At 71.8% G+C, this 18,858-nt stretch carries 18 protein-coding genes and 1 tRNA gene; 12 read left to right on the top strand and 7 right to left on the bottom strand.

The annotated features are described in order from the left end of the window. Positions 1-53: 53 nt before the first annotated feature. The 3 genes from AC0ZLC_RS23380 to AC0ZLC_RS23370 all read right to left on the bottom strand — a co-directional run bounded on the left by AC0ZLC_RS23380 (position 54) and on the right by AC0ZLC_RS23370 (position 3,549). Positions 54-398: an FmdB family zinc ribbon protein gene (locus tag AC0ZLC_RS23380; protein ID WP_476753895.1), complete on the bottom strand. Its 345-nt coding sequence runs from the start codon at positions 396-398 to the stop codon at positions 54-56. A gap of 68 nt (positions 399-466) precedes the next feature. Then, entirely contained in the window at positions 467-1,735 is a 1,269-nt protein-coding gene (locus AC0ZLC_RS23375) for an MFS transporter (RefSeq protein WP_476753894.1), read from the bottom strand. 296 nt (positions 1,736-2,031) lie between these two features. After that, positions 2,032-3,549 (bottom strand): potassium/proton antiporter, encoded by a 1,518-nt coding sequence (locus tag AC0ZLC_RS23370; RefSeq protein WP_476753997.1) that lies wholly within the window; start codon positions 3,547-3,549, stop codon positions 2,032-2,034. Between the two features lie 245 nt (positions 3,550-3,794). Between AC0ZLC_RS23370 and AC0ZLC_RS23365 the strand changes: the two genes are divergently transcribed. Then, on the top strand, positions 3,795-6,554 hold the full coding sequence (locus tag AC0ZLC_RS23365) for a penicillin acylase family protein (RefSeq protein ID WP_476753893.1): 2,760 nt from the start codon (positions 3,795-3,797) through the stop codon (positions 6,552-6,554). 85 nt (positions 6,555-6,639) lie between these two features. Here the strand turns inward: AC0ZLC_RS23365 and AC0ZLC_RS23360 are convergent, their stop codons facing one another. Further along, a complete protein-coding gene (locus AC0ZLC_RS23360; RefSeq protein ID WP_476753892.1) occupies positions 6,640-7,215 on the bottom strand; it encodes a 5-formyltetrahydrofolate cyclo-ligase in 576 nt (191 codons plus the stop codon). A gap of 133 nt (positions 7,216-7,348) precedes the next feature. On the opposite strand from AC0ZLC_RS23360, the gene galU reads away from it, so the two are divergent. The 5 genes from galU (at position 7,349) to AC0ZLC_RS23335 (ending at position 11,486) form a co-directional block, all read left to right on the top strand. After that, complete coding sequence (gene galU / locus AC0ZLC_RS23355; protein ID WP_476753891.1) at positions 7,349-8,251, top strand: UTP--glucose-1-phosphate uridylyltransferase GalU; 903 nt, start codon at positions 7,349-7,351, stop codon at positions 8,249-8,251. Between the two features lie 4 nt (positions 8,252-8,255). Beyond that, a complete protein-coding gene (glp, locus tag AC0ZLC_RS23350; protein ID WP_476753890.1) occupies positions 8,256-9,578 on the top strand; it encodes a molybdotransferase-like divisome protein Glp in 1,323 nt (440 codons plus the stop codon). Between the two features lie 251 nt (positions 9,579-9,829). Continuing rightward, complete coding sequence (gene moaC / locus AC0ZLC_RS23345; protein ID WP_476753889.1) at positions 9,830-10,309, top strand: cyclic pyranopterin monophosphate synthase MoaC; 480 nt, start codon at positions 9,830-9,832, stop codon at positions 10,307-10,309. Continuing rightward, positions 10,306-10,818, top strand: coding sequence for a MogA/MoaB family molybdenum cofactor biosynthesis protein (locus AC0ZLC_RS23340; protein WP_476753888.1), 513 nt, complete (start codon positions 10,306-10,308; stop codon positions 10,816-10,818). The genes moaC and AC0ZLC_RS23340 overlap by 4 nt, the downstream gene beginning before the upstream one ends. Beyond that, the gene (locus AC0ZLC_RS23335; protein WP_476753996.1) at positions 10,815-11,486 is read left to right on the top strand and encodes a GNAT family N-acetyltransferase; all 672 of its coding nucleotides are present in this window, start codon (positions 10,815-10,817) and stop codon (positions 11,484-11,486) included. Before AC0ZLC_RS23340 ends, AC0ZLC_RS23335 begins: the two co-directional genes overlap by 4 nt. Before the next feature lie 25 nt (positions 11,487-11,511). Here the strand turns inward: AC0ZLC_RS23335 and AC0ZLC_RS23330 are convergent, their stop codons facing one another. Continuing rightward, positions 11,512-11,661 carry a hypothetical protein gene (locus AC0ZLC_RS23330; RefSeq protein WP_476753887.1) on the bottom strand — a complete coding sequence of 50 codons (150 nt, stop codon included), beginning with the start codon at positions 11,659-11,661 and terminating at the stop codon, positions 11,512-11,514. Positions 11,662-11,712: 51 nt separating this feature from the next. On the opposite strand from AC0ZLC_RS23330, the gene sepX reads away from it, so the two are divergent. Together sepX and AC0ZLC_RS23320 are read left to right on the top strand one after the other, a co-directional pair. Then, entirely contained in the window at positions 11,713-13,026 is a 1,314-nt protein-coding gene (sepX, locus tag AC0ZLC_RS23325; RefSeq protein WP_476753886.1) for a divisome protein SepX/GlpR, read from the top strand. Positions 13,027-13,115: 89 nt separating this feature from the next. Next, positions 13,116-13,189 (top strand) — tRNA-Ala (locus AC0ZLC_RS23320). Between the two features lie 57 nt (positions 13,190-13,246). On the opposite strand, the gene AC0ZLC_RS23315 is transcribed toward AC0ZLC_RS23320, so the two are convergent. Continuing rightward, on the bottom strand, positions 13,247-13,723 hold the full coding sequence (locus AC0ZLC_RS23315) for a GNAT family N-acetyltransferase (RefSeq protein WP_476753885.1): 477 nt from the start codon (positions 13,721-13,723) through the stop codon (positions 13,247-13,249). A 58-nt stretch (positions 13,724-13,781) separates the two neighbouring features. Between AC0ZLC_RS23315 and AC0ZLC_RS23310 the strand changes: the two genes are divergently transcribed. After that, positions 13,782-14,582, top strand: coding sequence for an exodeoxyribonuclease III (locus AC0ZLC_RS23310; protein ID WP_476753884.1), 801 nt, complete (start codon positions 13,782-13,784; stop codon positions 14,580-14,582). Positions 14,583-14,598: 16 nt separating this feature from the next. Here AC0ZLC_RS23310 and AC0ZLC_RS23305 read toward each other — a convergent pair whose 3' ends face one another. Continuing rightward, complete coding sequence (locus AC0ZLC_RS23305; protein WP_476753995.1) at positions 14,599-15,231, bottom strand: MerR family transcriptional regulator; 633 nt, start codon at positions 15,229-15,231, stop codon at positions 14,599-14,601. 212 nt (positions 15,232-15,443) lie between these two features. Between AC0ZLC_RS23305 and AC0ZLC_RS23300 the strand changes: the two genes are divergently transcribed. Genes AC0ZLC_RS23300 through AC0ZLC_RS23290 form a run of 3 tightly spaced genes read left to right on the top strand, consistent with a single transcriptional unit; the run spans position 15,444 to position 18,795 of the window. After that, a complete protein-coding gene (locus tag AC0ZLC_RS23300) occupies positions 15,444-16,961 on the top strand; it encodes a flavin-containing monooxygenase (RefSeq protein ID WP_476753883.1) in 1,518 nt (505 codons plus the stop codon). Continuing rightward, positions 16,958-17,914 (top strand): alpha/beta fold hydrolase, encoded by a 957-nt coding sequence (locus tag AC0ZLC_RS23295; RefSeq protein WP_476753882.1) that lies wholly within the window; start codon positions 16,958-16,960, stop codon positions 17,912-17,914. The genes AC0ZLC_RS23300 and AC0ZLC_RS23295 overlap by 4 nt, the downstream gene beginning before the upstream one ends. Then, positions 17,911-18,795, top strand: coding sequence for an SDR family oxidoreductase (locus AC0ZLC_RS23290; RefSeq protein WP_476753881.1), 885 nt, complete (start codon positions 17,911-17,913; stop codon positions 18,793-18,795). Before AC0ZLC_RS23295 ends, AC0ZLC_RS23290 begins: the two co-directional genes overlap by 4 nt. Positions 18,796-18,858 lie beyond the last annotated feature (63 nt).

Raw genomic sequence — 18,858 nt, 5'->3', positions numbered from 1 at the left:
GGACAGGCCGAGGACCCTGCCGTCGACGACGACAGGGTCCTGCGGGAAAGGCCTCAGGCCGCGGTGCCTGCGGCCGACGAGGAACCGCTCGACGAGGAGCTCGACGCGGAGCCGGACGACGAGGAGCTCGACGACGACTTCGAGTCCGACGAGGACGTCGACTTCGCGTCGGACGACGAGCTCGACGTCTTCGCAGGCGCCGGGCTGCTGCTCGACGAGGAACCGCGGCTGTCATTGCGGTAGAACCCGGAGCCCTTGAAGACGATACCGACCGCGGAGAACACCTTCTTCAGGCGTCCATCGCAGTTGGGGCAGACGGTCAGGGCATCGTCGGTGAACTTCTGCACCGCCTCGAGGCCCTCGCCGCACTCGGTGCACTGGTACTGGTAGGTCGGCACTTGTCTTCCTCCTGGCACTCTCACTCAGTGAGTGCTAACGACGGTCCATAGTGACGCATTCCCCGGGTTCAGTCCACCGTCACCGGCGTGCGGTGACCGACGCCACGTGCGACCGTGCGGCTGCGGGGCCGCTGGGACAGGCGTGAACGCAGTGCCAGCAGAGTCACCAGAGCCAGTACCGTTCCGGCCATCGGCACCAGGAAACCGGCGCCGTCCCAGAGGCGGTCCTCCAACTGCCCGGCGACCGTGACGGCCGCGGCCTGACCGAGCGCGACCGCGCCGGTGAGCCAGGTGAACGCCTCGGTGCGGGCCCCCGCCGGCACCAGTCCCTCGACCAGCGTGTAGCCGGTGATCAGGGCGGGCGCGATGCACATGCCGACCAGCAGGCCGAGTCCGGCGAGGACGACCACCGACTGGGCGGCCCACAGGCCGGAGGCGGTCAGCGCGAGGGCCGCGTAGCCGAGGAGGAGACGCCGTTGCGGGGTGACCTTCCAGGCGACGGCGCCGCACACGACACCGGAGAGCATGTTGCCCGCGGCGAAGACCCCGTACAGGACGCCGTTCAGGCCGGGCTCGCCGATCGACTCGCTGAACGCGGCGAGCGAGACCTGCATGCCGCCGAAGACGGAGCCGATGCCGAGGAAGGCCACGATCAGGACGCGCACTCCGGGGATGCTCAGCGCGGAGACGTGCTGCACGCGCGGGTGCCCCTCACCGCGGGCGGCGACGGCGGGCTGGGTGCTCTTCTGCGCCGCGAACAGCAGTCCGCCGATCAGGGTGAGGGCGGCCTCGGTCAGCAGGCCCGCGGCGGGGTTCACGGCGGTGCACAGGGCGGTCGCGAGCAGCGGGCCGAGGACGAAGGTCAGCTCGTCCGTGACGGACTCGAAGGCCGCCGCGGTCGTCATCAGGGGGGAGTCCTGGAGCTTCACGCCCCAGCGGGCCCGCACCATGGGACCGACCTGGGGCACCGAGGCGCCGGTCGGCAGGGCCGCCACGAACAGCGCCCACAGGGGGGCGTCCGTCAGGGCGAGCGCCGTGAGGGACAGGCCCGACAGTGTGTGCACGAGGACGCCGGGCAGCAGCACGGCGCGCTGGCCGTAGCGGTCGGCGAGGCGGCCGCTGTAGGGCGCGAACAGCGCCATGGAGACGCCGGTGGCCGCCGCGACGGCGCCCGCCGCCCCGTACGAGCCGGTGGTGTGCTGGACGAGCAGCACGATGGAGAGGGTGAGCATCGCGAACGGCTGGCGCGCGGCGAAGCCGGGGAGCAGGAACGTCCAGGCGCCGCGAGTGCGCAGCAGCTGTCCGTATCCGGGGCGGGAGGTGACCGTGGATGCCACGGCCCGTGCCTTTCTGCCGCCTGGTAGCGCGCCCGTGCGGGGGCGCCGAGAGCTGTCCTCTTGCGCGGAACTGCGGTAGATACCGGCGTCCCCGGCTGAAGGACGTCACGGCCGCCATACGGTCGCGCCAGCTCTGCGTCAGGCAGAGTTGGTTCGATCAAGGTGTGCCTTCATCGTACAGGGGTGCAGGCGTGTGGCGCCTGTGAAAACGAGCACCGTCCCGGCGCCGGCCTGGGAATGCGAGACGTCCCCTTTGTGGCGCACTGCCCGTTCCTGCCGTGCGGGAGCGGGCGTCCTCAGTGTCCCGTGCGGTGTTCCGTTCCCTCGGCGGCCGTGCCGAGCCACCCCGCCAGCTTGCCGCCCTGGGCCACCGCGCGCAGCCGCCGCTCGGCCGCGTCGCGGACCGGGTCCGTGGCCACCACGAGCAGCTCGTCGCCGTACCGCAGGGTGGTCGTGGGCAGGGGCACGAAGGAGGTGCCCTCGCGCACCACGAGGGTGACCGCGGCCCCCGGCGGCAGCCTCAGCTCGTTGATCTCCACACCGTGCATCCGGGACCGCGGGGGGATCGCCACGGACAGCAGATGCCCGCGCAGCCGCTCCAGGGGGGCCGACTCGATCCCGAGGTCGGCGGCCTCGGTGGAGGCGCCCAGGCGCAGCTTCCGGGCGAGCCACGGCAGCGTGGGGCCCTGGATGAGGGTGTAGACGACGACCAGGACGAAGACGATGTTGAAGATCCGGCGGCTCTCCTCGATGCCGCTCACCATCGGGATCGTCGCCAGGATGATCGGCACGGCGCCGCGCAGCCCGGCCCAGGCGATCAGCGTCTGCTCCTGCCACGGCATGCGGAACGGCAGCAGGCTGGCGAAGACGCTGAGCGGGCGGGCCACCGCGGTGAGCACCAGGCCTATGACGAGCGCCGGCCAGATGTCGTCGCCCATCTCGTGCGGGGTGACCAGCAGACCGAGCAGGACGAACATGCCGATCTGGGCGATCCAGCCGAGCCCCTCGGCGAAGCCGCGGGTGGCGGGCCAGTGCGGCAGCTTGGCGTTGCCGAGCAGCACGGACGCGAGGTACACGGCGAGGAAGCCGCTGCCGTGGGCGAGCGCGCCGGCCGCGTACGCCGTGACCGCGATCGCCATGACGGCGATCGGGTACAGGCCGGAGGCCGGCAGGGCCACGTGCCGCAGGCCCCAGGCGCCCAGCCAGCCGACCGCGAGACCGACGGCGGCGCCGATGGTCAGTTCGAGGGCTATCTCGCCGAGGAGCGCGTACCAGTGCTCCACCGGGCCGGCCGTGGAGAAGGCGACGACCAGGATGACCACCGGGGCGTCGTTGAACCCCGACTCCGCTTCCAGGACACCCGTCACGCGCGCGGGGAGCGGGATTTTGCGCAGGACCGAGAAGACCGCCGCCGCGTCCGTCGAGGACACCACCGCCCCGACGATGAGCGCCTGCCGCCACTCCAGGTCGATCAGGTAGTGGGCGGCCGCGGCCGTGACTCCCACACTGACCGCGACGCCGCCCAGGGCCAGCGAGGAGGCGGCCGGGAGAACCGGTCCGACCTCCTTCCACTTCGTGCCGAGGCCGCCCTCGGCCAGGATCACGACGAGCGCCGCGTACCCGATGACCTGGGTCAGTTCGGCGTTGTTGAAGTGGATGCCGCCGATGCCGTCCTGGCCCATGGCGACGCCGATGCCGAGGTAGACGAGCAGGCTGGGGAGCCCGCTGCGCGACGAGATGCGAACCGCTGCCACCGCGATGAGCAGGACGAGCGAGCAGACGAGCAGGAGCTGGTTGAGGTGGTGGACAGTCAGCGGCCGTTCCCTTCTTTGGCCCGCGCGCTCGGGCGCGGGCTCACGTACTACGGACCCAAGTACTTCATTACGTTACCTAAGTCTTGACTTTTTCTTGACACTTCCAGGGGCAAGATCGAACGCCCGTGCTCTCGGGTTCCCGACTCCGCGTCAAGGCGCGGTGGGCCCTGCGCCTATGGTTGCTCCTGCGCTCAGTCAAAAGCACAGCCCGCCCTGCCGCTCGCGTTAGGACAGCAAGGACAGCGATGCCCCCCAACACCACCGCCTCTTCCGGCCAAAAGCCCGGCAAGTCCGGCAGGAAGAAGGGGCGCAGAGCCCGTCTGATGCTCATCGTTCTGGTTCTGGCCCTTGTCGGAGGCGTCGCCTACGGCGCGTACTGGAGCATCAGCACCGTCCGGGCCTCCTTCCCGCAGACCAAGGGATCGATCCACCTCGACGGACTGTCGGGTCCCGTGGACGTCAAGCGGGACGGCTACGGCATCCCGCAGGTCTACGCCTCCTCGGACGAGGACCTGTTCATGGCGCAGGGCTACGTCCAAGCGCAGGACCGGTTCTACGAGATGGACGTGCGCCGTCACATGACCTCGGGGCGCCTGTCCGAGATGTTCGGCAGGGGCCAGGTCGAGAACGACGAGTTCCTGCGCACCCTCGGCTGGGACCGGGTGGCGAAGAAGGAGTACGACACCAAGCTGTCGGCCGCCACGAAGAAGTACCTCCGTGCCTACGCCAAGGGGGTCAACGCCTACCTGAAGGGCAAGGACGGCGCGGACCTCTCCCTGGAGTACGCGGCCCTGGGATTCGAGAACGACTACAAGCCGCAGGAGTGGACGCCGGTCGACTCCGTGGCCTGGCTCAAGGCGATGGCCTGGGACCTGCGCGGCAACATGCAGGACGAGATCGACCGCTCCCTGATGACCAGCCGGCTCGGTCCGAAGCAGATCGCCGACCTGTACCCGGACTACCCGTACAGCCGGAACAAGGCGATCGTCCAGGAGGGCCAGTACGACGCGATCACCAAGACGTACGGCCAGGGCGGTGCGGGCACCGGCACCGGCACCGGTACCGGCACGGCGGGCTCCGGGCTGGCCGGGGACACCACGGCGCCCGACGGCCTGCAGAGCCAGCTGTCGGGTCTCTACGACGTGCTGGAGGACGTCCCCACGGCCGTCGGTGTGAACGGCAACGGCATCGGCTCCAACTCGTGGGTCGTCGCCGGGGACCACACCATCACCGGCAAGCCCCTGCTCGCCAACGACCCGCATCTGTCGGCCTCGCTGCCGTCGGTCTGGTACCAGATGGGCCTGCACTGCCGCAGCGTCGGCGAGAAGTGCCAGTACGACGTCTCCGGCTACACGTTCGCGGGGATGCCCGGTGTCGTCATCGGCCACAACCGGGACATCGCCTGGGGCATGACCAACTCCGGTGTGGACGTCACCGACCTCTACCTGGAGAAGCTCACCGGGGACGGCTACCAGTACGACGGCAAGGTGGTGCCCTTCGCCACCCGCAAGGAGCGGATCGCAGTGGCGGGCGGCGCGGACAAGACGATCGTCGTCCGGTCGACCAACAACGGCCCGCTGCTGTCCGACCGCAACGACGAACTCGTCAAGGTCGGCAGGAAGGCCACCGTCGACAGCGCGGCGCCCGACCGCGGTGACGGCTACGGCGTCTCGCTGCGCTGGACCGCGCTGCAGCCGGGCAACTCCATGGACGCCGTCTTCGAGATGGACAAGGCCGCCGACTGGAGCAGCTTCCGCAAGGCGTCGCAGTCCTTCGACGTGCCCTCGCAGAACCTGGTCTACGCCGACACCGAGGGCAACATCGGCTACCAGCTGCCCGGCAGGATCCCCACGCGCGGTGCGGGCGACGGCTCGCTCCCCGCGCCGGGCTGGGAGGCCAAGTACCGCTGGACGGGCTTCATCAAGCAGTCCGAGCTGCCCTTCGAGTACAACCCGAAGCGCGGCTACATCGTGACGGCGAACCAGGCCGTCGTCGACGAGGACAAGTACCCCTACACGCTCACCACGGACTGGGGCTACGGCTCGCGCAGCCAGCGCATCACCGACCTGATCGAGTCGAAGATCAAGGGCGGCGGCAAGATCTCGACCGACGACATGCGCCAGATGCAGCTCGACAACAGCAGTGAGATCGCCAAGCTGCTGGTGCCCAGGCTGCTCAAGATCGACGTCGCGGACAAGGACGTGCGCGAGGCCCAGAAGCTCCTGGAGGGCTGGGACTACACCCAGGACGCCGACTCGGCGGCCGCCGCCTACTTCAACGCGACCTGGCGCAACATCCTCAAGCTCGCCTTCGGCAACAAGCTGCCCAAGGAACTGCGGGTCAAGGGCCAGTGCCTGTACGTCGACCGGGTCGACACGACCGGCCCCGCGGACGGGGACCAGACGGTGCGCGAGTGCGGGCAGCGCGACGCGGACCAGGCGCAGCCGGACGGCGGCGACCGCTGGTTCGAGGTGATCCGCAAGATCGTCGACGACGAGGACAACGACTGGTGGTCGGCGCCCAGGACGCGCCTGGACAAGGGCACCGACACCCGTGACGAACTGTTCGCGCGGGCCCTTCAGGACGCCCGCTGGGAGCTGACCGCCAAGCTCGGCAAGGACATCGACACCTGGAGCTGGGGCCGGCTGCACCGCCTGTTCCTGAAAAACCAGACCCTCGGCACCGAAGGCCCCCGCGTCGTGCAGTACGTGCTCAACCGGGGCCCGTGGAAGCTCAGCGGCGGCGAGGCGACGGTGAACGCCACCGGCTGGAACGCGGCCGGCGGCTACGGAGTCGTCTGGGTCCCGTCGATGCGGATGGTGGTGAATCTCGGGGACCTCGACAAGTCCAAGTGGATCAACCTGTCCGGTGCCTCGGGGCACGCCTACAGCGCGCACTACACCGACCAGACGGGCAAGTGGGCCAAGGGCGAGCTGCTGCCCTGGTCCTTCTCGGACAAGGCGGTCGGCAGGAGCACGAGCGACACGCTGCTGCTCAAGCCCTGACACCGTCGCAGCTCCCGGAACGGCCCTCCACGCGTGCGTGGAGGGCCGTTCCGTCTTCCCGGGCGGCAGCGGGCCGTCGCAGGCGTCAGCGGAAGCGCCGCACCGACGACGGGGTCACCACCGCGTGCACCGGCCGGTCGTGGGGCTCCTCGGGCACCCGCTCGACGACCTCCGTGTCGTACAGGAGCACCACCAGCGCGGGATCAACCCCCGCACGCTCCAGGCGGGCCAGCACGCGGTCGTACGAGCCGCCGCCGCGCCCCAGGCGCATCCCGCGCCCGTCGACCGCCAGGCCGGGCAGCAGGACGGCTCCCGCCTCGCTGACGGCGTCCGGGCCGAGCCGCTCGCCCGCCGGTTCCAGGAGGGCCATCCGTCCGCCGTGCCGGACGCGGACGAGCGCGTCCTCTCCGGTGTACTCCCCCCAGTCGAGGTCGTTGTCGGGCAGCAGGACCGGCAGGAGCACGCGCGCTCCGCGCGCGCGGAGCGCGTCGAGGAGTGCGGGAGTGCCCGGCTCGCTCCCCACGGAGACGTACGCCGCCACCGTGCCGGCGCGCGCCAGTTCCGGCAGTTCCAGCGCCCGCGCCGCGAGAGCCGCGGCTGTCTCCCGCACGTCATCCGCCGTCAACCCGCTTCTCACCGAGAGGAGCTCTTGCCGCAACATTCGCTTGGCAGGCTCGGCTTCGCGTCCCAGGTGACTCACAGGTGGCTCCCGTACCCTTCGTAATGTGCTCATATGAGAACGAATTAACCGGAGCCACAGATTGCTCACATAGCCACCGGATATGGTTGCGGGCATGACTGAGTCGCACCGCAGGATCACCAAGGCTGTCATCCCCGCAGCAGGCCTCGGCACCCGGTTCCTGCCGGCCACCAAGGCCACTCCCAAGGAGATGCTGCCGGTCGTCGACAAGCCCGCGATCCAGTACGTGGTCGAGGAGGCCGTGTCGGCGGGGCTGGACGACGTCCTCATGATCACGGGCCGCAACAAGCGCCCCCTCGAGGACCACTTCGACCGCAACTACGAACTGGAGTCGGCCCTCCAGAAGAAGGGCGACGCCGGACGGCTCGCCAAGGTCCAGGAGTCCAGCGACCTCGCGACGATGCACTACGTGCGCCAGGGCGACCCCAAGGGACTCGGCCACGCCGTCCTGTGCGCGGCCCCGCACGTCGGCCACGAGCCCTTCGCCGTCCTGCTCGGCGACGACCTGATCGACCCGCGCGACCCGCTCCTCGCGCGCATGGTCGAGGTCCAGGAGCAGCACGGCGGCAGCGTCATCGCGCTCATGGAGGTCGCGCCCGAGCAGATCCACCTCTACGGCTGCGCCGCCGTCGAGCCCACCGGCGAGAGCGACCTGGTCGAGGTGACCGGCCTGGTCGAGAAGCCAGACCGGGCGGACGCCCCCAGCAACTACGCGGTCATCGGCCGCTACGTCCTCGACCCGCACATCTTCGGCATACTGCGCAAGACCGAGCCCGGCCGCGGCGGCGAGATCCAGCTCACCGACGCCCTCCAGCAGCTGGCCACGGACGAGAAGGTCGGCGGCCCGGTGCACGGCGTGGTCTTCAAGGGCCGCCGCTATGACACCGGGGACCGCGGCGACTACCTGCGTGCCATTGTCAGACTCGCATGCGAACGTGAGGATCTGGGACCGGACTTCCGGGCCTGGCTTCGCAGTTATGTAGCCGAGGAGATGTGACGACGTGAGCAGCGCCGCGACCCGTGCCACCGGCCAGGACCACCTCTGGTCGGTGACGGAGCACCTGGAGGACATCCTCGCGACCGTCCGCCCGCTGGAGCCCATCGAGCTGCAACTCCTCGACGCGCAGGGCTGCGTCCTGGTCGAGGACGTCACGGTGCCCGTCTCGCTGCCGCCCTTCGACAACAGCTCGATGGACGGATACGCGGTCCGGGTCGCCGATGTCGCGGGCGCGAGCGAGGAGTTCCCGGCCGCGCTGACGGTCGTCGGTGACGTGGCCGCCGGCCAGGCCCGGCAGCTGTACGTGGGTCCCGGTGAGGCCGCCCGCATCATGACCGGCGCCCCGCTGCCGCCCGGTGCCGAGACGGTGGTCCCGGTGGAGTGGACCGACGGCGGTCTCGGCGAGGGCGCCGTCCTGGGGATGCGCGCCCACAGTTCGGCACCCGAGGGCGCAGGCGGCCAGGTGCACGTCCACCGCCCGGCCCCGGCCCGCGCGCACGTGCGCGCCCAGGGCAGTGACGTACGGGCGGGCGACCGGGCCCTGGAGGCGGGCACGATCCTGGGCCCGCCGCAGATCGCCCTGCTCGCCGCGATCGGCCGGGGCACGGTGCGTGTGCGCCCGCGTCCCCGCGTGGTCGTCCTGTCCACCGGAAGCGAACTGGTCCAGCCCGGCGAGGAACTGGGCAGCGGTCAGATCTACGACTCCAACAGCTTCGCCCTGTGCGCCGCGGCCCGGGACGCCGGAGCGATCGCCTACCGCGTGGGCGCGGTCGCCGACGACGCCGAGACGCTCCGCACCACCATCGAGGACCAGCTCATCCGGGCGGACCTGGTGGTCACGACGGGCGGCGTCAGCGTCGGCGCGTACGACGTCGTCAAGGAAGCCCTGTCCTCCGTCGGCGACGAGGACGAGGACGGCGGCGGGATCGACTTCCGCAAGCTCGCCATGCAGCCGGGCAAACCGCAGGGCTTCGGTTCCATCGGCCCCGAGCACACCCCGCTGCTCGCGCTGCCGGGCAACCCCGTGTCGTCGTACGTCTCCTTCGAGGTGTTCGCCCGCCCCGCGATCCGCACCCTGATGGGCCTGAAGGACATCCACCGCCCGACCGCCAGGGCCGTCCTCGCCACGGACAAGGCGCTCACCTCCCCGAAGGGCCGCCGCCAGTTCCTGCGCGGGACGTACGCGGAGGGGAAGGTGAAGCCCGTCGGCGGTGCCGGATCCCACCTGGTCGCGGCCCTCGCGCACGCGGACGCGCTGATCGTGGTCCCCGAGGACACCACCTCGGTCGAGCCCGGCGCCGACGTCGAGGTCGTCCTGCTGGGCTGAGTGCCGGACCCGGCGGGGGACCCGCCCGCGCGGGCGACCGGCCCCCCGGGGGGACCCGCCCGCACCGGCCGCCGGGCCGGCGGGGGTCCTGCGCGCACGGGCGGCGGGGCCGGGGAGGGCCCCGCGCGCACGGGCGGCCCGGCCCCGGGAGGGTCCGCTTCCGCCCGGCACCCCGAGTTGGCGGTACCGTGTCGCGCACAGCAGGCCACGCGCCGCACCGCGAAGGGCCCTGACCGGGAGCGCCACAGCAGATGAGTACGCAGGACCGACTGACGCACATCGACGAGGCGGGCGCCGCCCGCATGGTCGACGTATCCGGGAAGGACGTGACCGCGCGCACCGCCCGCGCCAGCGGCCGCGTCCTGGTCTCGCCCCGGGTGGTCGAGCTGCTGCGCGGCGAGGGGGTCCCCAAGGGCGACGCCCTCGCGACCGCGCGCATCGCCGGCATCATGGGCGCCAAACGCACCCCGGACCTGATCCCGCTCTGCCACCCGCTGGCCGTGTCGGGGGTCCAGCTCGACCTGTCCGTCGCGGACGACGCCGTGGAGATCCTCGCCACGGTCAGGACCACGGACCGTACGGGAGTCGAGATGGAAGCGCTGACCGCGGTCAGCGTGGCGGCGCTCACCGTGGTCGACATGGTCAAGGCGGTCGACAAGGGAGCGGTCATCACGGACGTCCGCGTCGAGGTGAAGACGGGCGGCAAGTCGGGCGACTGGAGCCGGGCATGACCCCTCAGCCGTACCGCGCGCTCGTCGTCACCGCCTCCAACCGGGCAGCCGCCGGGGTCTACGAGGACCGGGGCGGCCCGCTGATCGCCGAGGCGCTCGCCTCGTTCGGTTTCCGGGCGGACGGTCCGCGGGTCGTCCCGGACGGGGACCCCGTCGAGGCCGCCCTGCGCAGCGCCGTCGAGGCTGGGTACGACCTCGTCGTCACCACCGGCGGCACGGGCATCTCGCCCACCGACCGGACCCCCGAGGCCACCCGGCGCGTCCTCGACCACGAGATCCCGGGCATTGCGGAGGCCATCAGAGCGTTCGGAAGACAGAAGGTGCCGACGGCGGCGCTGTCCCGGGGGCTCGCGGGAGTCGCGGGACGGACGCTGATCGTCAACCTGCCGGGCTCCACCGGCGGGGTCCGGGACGGCCTGGCCGTACTGGAGCCCCTTCTGGCCCACGCCGTCGACCAGATCCGCGGCGGCGACCACCCGGGACCCAGCGGCAGTGGGGGTGCGAGCTGAACAGCCCATCCTGGCCCGTCGAGCTGCGGGACGGCGATGTCGTCCTGCGGCCGATAAAGCTGCGCGACCAGCGGGCCTGGCGCGAGGTCAACCGGCGCAACCGCGACTGGCTGCGGCCCTGGGAGGCGACGATCCCGCCGCCCACGCCGAGCGGTCCGACGGCGCTCCGGCCCACGTACCGGCAGATGGTCCGGCACCTGCGGGCCGAGGCCAACGCGGGCCGGATGCTGCCCTTCGTGATCGAGTACCAGGGACGGCTCGTCGGGCAGTTGACGGTCGCCGGGATCACCTGGGGCTCCATGTGTTCCGGGCACGTGGGGTACTGGGTGGACGAGGCGGTCGCGGGACGCGGAGTGATGCCGACGGCCGTCGCACTGGCGTCCGACCACTGCTTCCGAACGGTCGGACTGCACCGCATCGAAGTCTGTATTCGCCCCGAGAACGGGCCGAGCCGCAGGGTCGTCGAGAAACTCGGATTCCGTGCGGAAGGCCTACGGCCGCGTTATCTCCACATCGACGGCGCCTGGCGTGACCACCTCGTCTTCGCCCTCACCGCCGAGGAGGCGTCCGAGGGGCTGCTCGCCCGCTGGCAGCGCAGACGCGCGCACCAGCCACGTCGGAACACCCCGGAGGACCAGTCCCCGCGCCCGCCGCGGAACACGGCGTGACGCTGTGAAAGCGGGCCTGGCCGGTTCACAGCCCGGCGCCCGCCAGAAAATGAAATAGGTGTTCGAAATTGATCGGCCCGCGATCACCTGAGAGCGTTAATTCGGCGCTGTCGGCGGGCTGCTGATCGGATCGGTCACAAAAAAAGCTCGAAATATCAGCCAGATCGTGCGACACACCGGCGCAATTGGCAGATGGCCTCACGGAAACCCCTCTACCGTGTGAGGCGTGAGCAGCAGCGGCCTCATCTACGCAGTCATTGTCGGGGCCTGGGCCGCCTACTTGGTGCCGATGTGGCTCCGTAGGCAGGACGAGCTGAACGAGGCCCGTCCGACGGAACGCTTCAGCACCGCCATCCGGCTGCTGTCCGGACGGGCGGCGATGGAGCGCCGGTACGCCAAGGACCTGCAGGCGCGCTCCGCCGACGAGGAGGAGCCCAGCGCCGGACCGGACGGTGCCACCGAATCGGTGGACGTCCGGGCCTTCGCCGTGCCGCCGACCGAGCCGCAGGCTCCGGCGCAGCCGCGGTCCCGGGCGCAGGAGCAGCAGCGTCCCCAGGCACAGGCGCAGGCCCAGGTCCCGGTGGAGTCCCCGGACCGGCACGAGACGGCGGCGCCCTCCGCCGACAGATCCCCGGGCCGCGCGGCCGAAAGACCCGCGTCCCGTCCCGCCGACAGACCCCTGCCCCGGCAGTCCGCCAGGTCCGGTCACTCCGGCCGGCCCGCCCGCGCCTCCTCCGGCGCGTCCGCTTCGGCGGAACCGGCGGAGCAGTCCGGGACGGCCGCGCGGCGGGCCTCCTCGGCGGAGGCCGCAGCGCGCGCCCGGCGCACGAAGGTGCTCGCGCGCCGGCGGCGTACGACCGTCATGCTCTTCCTCGCCTTCACCCTCGGCGCGATCGTGGCGGCGGTCGGCGGGCTGGCCTTCCTGTGGGCGCCCGGAGTGCCCGCGGTCCTGCTGAGCGGATACATCGCCTACCTGCGGGCCCAGGAGCGGCGTCGGTTCACGTACACGATGGACCGGCAGCTGGCCGAGGCGGCGGCGCGGCGGCTGCGCGAGCGGCAGCCGCGGGGGCGGGCTCCCGTGGACCCCGGCGCCGACGAGCCGGACGACTCACCCGAACCGGAGGCCGACCCCGGCCTGTCCGCCCTCGCGGCCGACCGCCGCGCCCTGGTGGAGCAGACCGACCACGCGGAGTGGGTCGACCAGCAGCGCGAGCGGCAGCGGCGGCCCGGACACGGCGACAGCTGGGATCCGGTGCCGGTCCCGCTCCCGACGTACGTCACCGCGCCGGTCGCCCCGCGGGCCACGCCCAGTGTCGACCTCGGCGCTCCGGACGCGTGGAGCTCGGCGCGGTCCAGCGCCGCGGAGCCGAGCGCGCCGGAGGCGGAGCCCGCCGCCGAGGAGCGGCCCGACGCGGCCGACGACGACGGCCGCTGCGACGCCCGCCGGGCCGCGTCCGCCCGCCGTGCCCGCGAGCGGGGGCGCACCCCGCTCTTCGACCAGTACGAGGACGGCGACCGGCCGCGGGCGGCCAACGAGTGACGAGCACCGGCCGTCAGGGGCCCTGGTGACCAGCCAGGAACGGATTTCCAAGCACCCGGACGGGGATGCTAGAGTTTCACTCGTTGCAAGGGCCTGTGGCGCAGTCCGGTAGCGCACCTCGTTCGCATCGAGGGGGCCAGGGGTTCAAATCCCCTCAGGTCCACTGCAATTGAGAACCCCGTCGGATTCGTCCGGCGGGGTTCTCGCGCGTTCCGCGGTCCTACAGCGGCTTGGCGAAGCAGCGGCTCAGGGGTTCGTGGCGGTACAGGCCGAACTTGGCGCAGGGCTCGTAGCCGCTGGAGGTGTAGAGGGCGATGGCCTCCGGCTGCTTGGTGCCGGTCTCCAGGACCATGCGGGTGCGCCCCGCCGCGCGGGCGTCGTCCTCCAGGGCCGACAGGATGCGCCGGGCGAGGCCGAGGCCGCGGGCCTCCGAGACCACGTACATCCGCTTCAGCTCGGCGTCGCCGTCCGAGTAGCCCTCGTCGTTCTCGTCCTGGGTGCGCCAGCCGCCCGTGGCCACCGGCCGGTCCCGCTCGTCGTACGCGACCAGGTACAGGCCGGACGGCGGCTGGAACATCGAAGGGTCGAGCGGGGTGACGTCGCCCCCGTCGCCGTAGCGCTCGGCGTATTCGAGCTGCACCTGGTCGTTGAGCTTGACGGCGTCGGGGTGGTCGTACGGGACCGGGCGGATATGCATGCGAAGTATCGTACATTCATGCGTCGGGACGGGGTGACGGATTAAGTATCGTGCCCGGGTGCTGACTGTTACATCTGTGAACGTGAACGGGCTCCGCGCCGCCGCCAGGAAGGGCTTCGTGGAGTGGCTCGCCGGGACCTTGGCCGACGTCGTGTGCCTCCAGGAGGTGCGGGCCGAGCCGGCGCAGCTCCCCGACGCCGTACGGGCGCCCGAGGGGTGGCACGTCGTGCACGCGCCCGCCGCCGCCAAGGGGCGGGCCGGGGTCTCCCTCTACACGCGGCGTGAGCCCGACCGGGTCAGGACCGGGTTCGGGTCGGCGGAGTTCGACTCCAGCGGGCGCTACGTCGAGGCCGACCTGCCCGGTGTCACCGTGGCCAGCCTCTATCTGCCCTCCGGCGAGGTCGGGACCGAGCGGCAGGACGAGAAGACGCGGTTCATGGAGGAGTTCCTCGGCCACCTGTCCGGGCTGCGCGAGCGGGCCGCCGCCGACGGGCGCGAGGTCGTCGTCTGCGGCGACTGGAACATCGCCCACCGGGAGGCCGACCTGAAGAACTGGCGGGGCAACCGCAAGAACTCCGGGTTCCTGCCCGAGGAGCGGGAGTGGCTCGGCCGGGTCCTCGGTCAGGGTGCGGGGTACGTCGACGTGGTGCGCGCGCTGCACCCCGGCGTGGAGGGGCCCTACACGTGGTGGTCGTACCGGGGGCGCGCCTTCGACAACGACTCGGGGTGGAGGATCGATCTCCAGGTCGCGACGCCGGGGCTCGCCGGCAAGGCCGTCAAGGGCTTCGTGGAGCGGGCGGCGACCCACGAGGAGCGCTGGTCGGACCACGCTCCCGTGACGGTGGTCTACGACCTGTAGGCGTGCCCGGGGCGGGTCAGGGCGCGTCGCCCGGGTGTCGCAGGCGGCGGTCCAGGGCCATGGACAGTTCCGCCTCCACCACGCTCTTCGCCAGGGGGCGCAGCCGCTGGAGGTCCTCCGGTGTGCGGTCCTCGGTCAGGACGAGCTCGGTGAACAGGCGCGCCAGCGCCTCGGTGTGCTCCCGTACGCGGCGGCCGGCGGCCAGCACGTCCGCGAGCGGGACGCCCTCGCGGACCAGGGCCGCGGACACGTCGAGGAGCCGCCGGCTGATGTGCACGATGTCCGTGCCGTCGGTGCCGAGGTAGCCGAGGTCCAGGGCGGCGGCCAGGTTCTCCGGGGTGGCCTGGCCGGCGAAGACGTCGGCCAGCTCCTCGGGGGAGAGGCGGACCGGGGTCTCCTCGCTGGGTTCGCCGAGGCCCAGCAGCTCGCCGACGTCCCGGCCGTTGTCGAAGGCCTCGGCCAGCTCGGCGATGCCGTTCAGGGTGTGACCGCGCTCCAGCAGCGCCGAGATCGTGCGCAGCCGGGCCAGGTGGGACTCGTCGTACCAGGCGATGCGGCCCTCGCGGCGCGGTGGCGGGATCAGCTTGCGCTCGCGGTAGAAACGCAGGGTGCGCACGGTGATGCCGGCCCGCTCCGCCAGCTCCTCCATGCGGTACTCGCGCCGGCCCGGTTCGGGTGCGCCGGCCTGTGCCGGTGTCCCGAGGTCCCGTTTCCCTGATCCGTCAGCCACGACGGCACCCTATGTCGTACCCGCGGTAACTTTCCCGGCCCGGACCCCTACCCATGAGTACGAAGCTCCTCTAGTCTCCCCATTGCGCCAGTGTTCACTGGCATGGTCGCGCGGAGCAGGGAGGCGTCGGGATGACCGAGCACGAGCATGTACGGGTGGCGGTGGTCGGCTCCGGGTTCGGAGGCCTCGGAGCCGCCGTGCGGCTGCGCCGTGAGGGCGTGACCGACTTCGTCGTACTGGAGCGGGCCGGCAGCGTCGGCGGCACCTGGCGGGACAACAGCTACCCCGGGTGCGCGTGCGACGTACCGTCCCACCTCTACTCGTTCTCCTTCGCGCCCAACCCCGAGTGGCCGCGCACCTTCTCCGGCCAGGACCACATCCGCGCCTACCTGGAGCACGTCACCGACCTCTTCGGCCTGCGCCCGCACCTGCGCTTCGACTCCGAGGTGAAGGTGATGCGCTGGGACGCCGAGCAGCTGCACTGGGAGATCGAGACGGCGAGCGGGACCCTCACCGCCGACCTCGTGGTCTCCGCCACCGGGCCGCTGTCCGACCCCAGGATCCCGGACGTGCCCGGCATCGACACCTTCCCCGGCAAGGTCTTCCACTCCGCCCGCTGGGACCACGACTACGACCTGCGCGGCAAGCGCGTCGCCATGATCGGCACGGGCGCCTCCGCCATCCAGATCGTGCCGTCCATCCAGCCCGAGGTGGAGCGGCTGACCCTCTTCCAGCGCACCCCGCCGTGGGTGATGCCGCGGATGGACCGGGCGATCAGCGGGGCCGAGCGCTGGCTGCACCGGCAGCTGCCGTTCACCACGAAGGCCCGGCGCGGACTGCTGTGGGGCATCCGGGAGTTGCAGGTCCAGGCCTTCACCAAGCGGCCCGAGGAACTGGGCCTGGTCGAGCGGCTGGCCAAGCGGAACATCGCCCGCGCCGTCAAGGACCCGGAGCTGCGGGCCAGACTGACCCCCGACTACCGCATCGGCTGCAAGCGCATCCTGCTCTCCAGCACCTACTACCCGGCGCTCGCCCGGCCCAATGTGGACGTGGTCGCCTCCGGTCTGGCCCGCGTCGACGGCTCCACCCTGGTGGCCGCCGACGGCACCACCGCCGAGGCGGACGCGATCGTCTTCGGGACCGGGTTCCACGTCACGGACATGCCGATCGCCGAGCGGGTCGTCGGCGCGGACGGCCGCACGCTCGCCGAGACCTGGAAGGGCGGCATGCAGTCGCTGCGCGGCGCCACCGCGGCCGGCTTCCCCAACTGGATGACGATCATCGGCCCCAACACCGGCCTCGGTAACTCGAGCATGATCCTGATGATCGAGTCCCAGCTGAACTACCTGGCCGACTTCGTACGGCAGTTGGACGTCCTCGGCGGCCGGGTGGCGCTCGACGCCCGCCCCGGCGCGGTCGACGCCTGGAACCAGCGGGTCCAGGAACGCATGCGGCGCACCGTCTGGAACACCGGCGGCTGCAACAGCTGGTACCTCGACGCGAACGGCCGCAACACCACCATCTGGCCCGGTACGACGACCGAGTTCCGCGGCGCGACGCGGCGCGTCGACCTCGCCGAGTACGAGGTGCTGCGGGCCCCGGCCCCCGGCACGTCCCCCGCACACGAGAAGACCGAGGTACAGGCGTGAGCCGACCGATGCACGTGGCCAGTGGGCCCTACGCGCCGCCCGTGCCCGCGCGGGTGCTGACCGTGGACTCCGCCGACGGCGCCCGGCTGCACGTCGAGGTGCACGGACCCGAGGGTGCGCCCGCCGTCGTCCTGGTGCACGGCTGGACCTGCTCGACCGCCTTCTGGGCCGCGCAGATACGCGACCTCGCGGTCGGCCACCGGGTCATCGCCTACGACCAGCGCGGCCACGGGCGCAGCCCCGCGAGCCCCGTGTGCAGCGTCGACGGGCTCGCCGACGACCTGGAGGCGGTGATCGCGGCGACGCTCGCACCCGGCGAGAAGGCCGTGTTCGCGGGTCACTCCATGGGCGGGATGACGCTGATGGCGGCGTCCGGGCGCGCCGCCTTCCGGGCACACGCGGCGGCCGCCCTGCTGTGCAGCACGGGCAGTTCGCGGCTGGTCGCGGAGTCGCTGCTGATCCCGATGCGCGCCGGACGGCTGCGGACCCGGCTCACCAGGTCGGTGCTCGGCTCGCGGGCACCGCTCGGCCCGGTCTCGCCGCTCGCGAGGCGGATCCTCAAGTACGCGACCATGGGCCCCGGTTCGTCGCCGCTGATGGTCGAGGCGTGCGCGCGGATCGTGCACGCGTGTCCGCGCCGCGTGCGGTACTCCTGGTCGCAGGTGCTCGGCCTGCTCGATCTCGACCACGGCGTACGGGAGTTGCGGGTACCCACCGCGGTCCTGGTCGGCACCGCGGACCGGCTGACGCCCGCCGTGCACGCGCGTGCCCTGGTGGCCGCGTTGCCCGAGTGCGTCGGCGTCACGGAGCTCCCCGGGCTCGGGCACATGACCCCCATCGAGGCCCCGGATCTGGTGACCGCGCGGATCCGGGAGCTGGTCACCACGTACGGGCAGCCCGAGAAGCGGGAACAGGTGCCCGTACACGACGAGTTGAAGGAGGCGGGCGCATGAGCAGGACGAGCCTGGAAGGACAGGTCGCGGTCGTCACGGGAGCCGCGCGGGGCGTCGGGGAACTCCTCGCCCGCAAACTCTCCGCACGCGGCGCGAAGATCGCACTCGTCGGCCTGGAGGCGGACGCGCTCAAGCAGGTCTCGGAGCGGCTGCACGGCGACAGCGACCACTGGTACGCGGACGTCACCGACCACGAGGCGATGGCGCGGGTCGCCCAAGAGGTCAAGCAGCGCTTCGGGAAGGTCGACATCGTCGTAGCAAACGCAGGTGTCGCGACCGGCGGCCCCTTCGTGGACTCCGACCCCGTCGCCTGGCGGCGCGTCATCGAGGTCAACCTGATCGGCTCGGCGGTGACGGCGCGGGCCTTCCTGCCGGTGCTGACGCAGAGCCGCGGCTATCTGCTCCAGATAGCGTCCCTGGCCGCCATCACCCCCGCGCCCATGATGTCCGCGTACTGCGCGTCCAAGTCGGGCGTGGAGGCGTACGCGCACTGCCTGCGCGCCGAGGTCGGCCACAAGGGCGTCCGCGTCGGGGTGGGCTACCTCTCGTGGACCGACACGGACATGGTGCGGGGCGCCGACCAGGACGACGTGATGCGCGAGCTGCGCCAGCGGCTGCCGTGGCCCTCCAACAAGACGTATCCGCTGGGCCCCGCGGTGGACCGGCTCGTCTCCGGTATCGAGCGGCGGTCCAGCCATGTGTACGCGCAGTGGTGGCTGCGGGGCATGCAGGGCATCCGCGGGTATCTCCCGGCCGTCATCGGGACCGTGGGGCAGCGGGAGATGCGGCGCTTCGAACCGCGGCTGACCAGCGTCTCCAAGGGCCTCGTGGGTGCGGGCGGCGCGGCGGACGAGGACGAACGCCGGACCACCTCACTGTGAGTAACTGATCGAAATGCGCGCTGTGTTCCGACATGCAACTCTGGTCGTGCCCCGATCCCCTCA

This window comes from Streptomyces sp. GLSS-08, assembly GCF_056387915.1.
The sequence above is the reverse complement of the archived record's forward strand: the minus strand, read 5'-3'. Positions and strand labels throughout refer to the sequence as shown.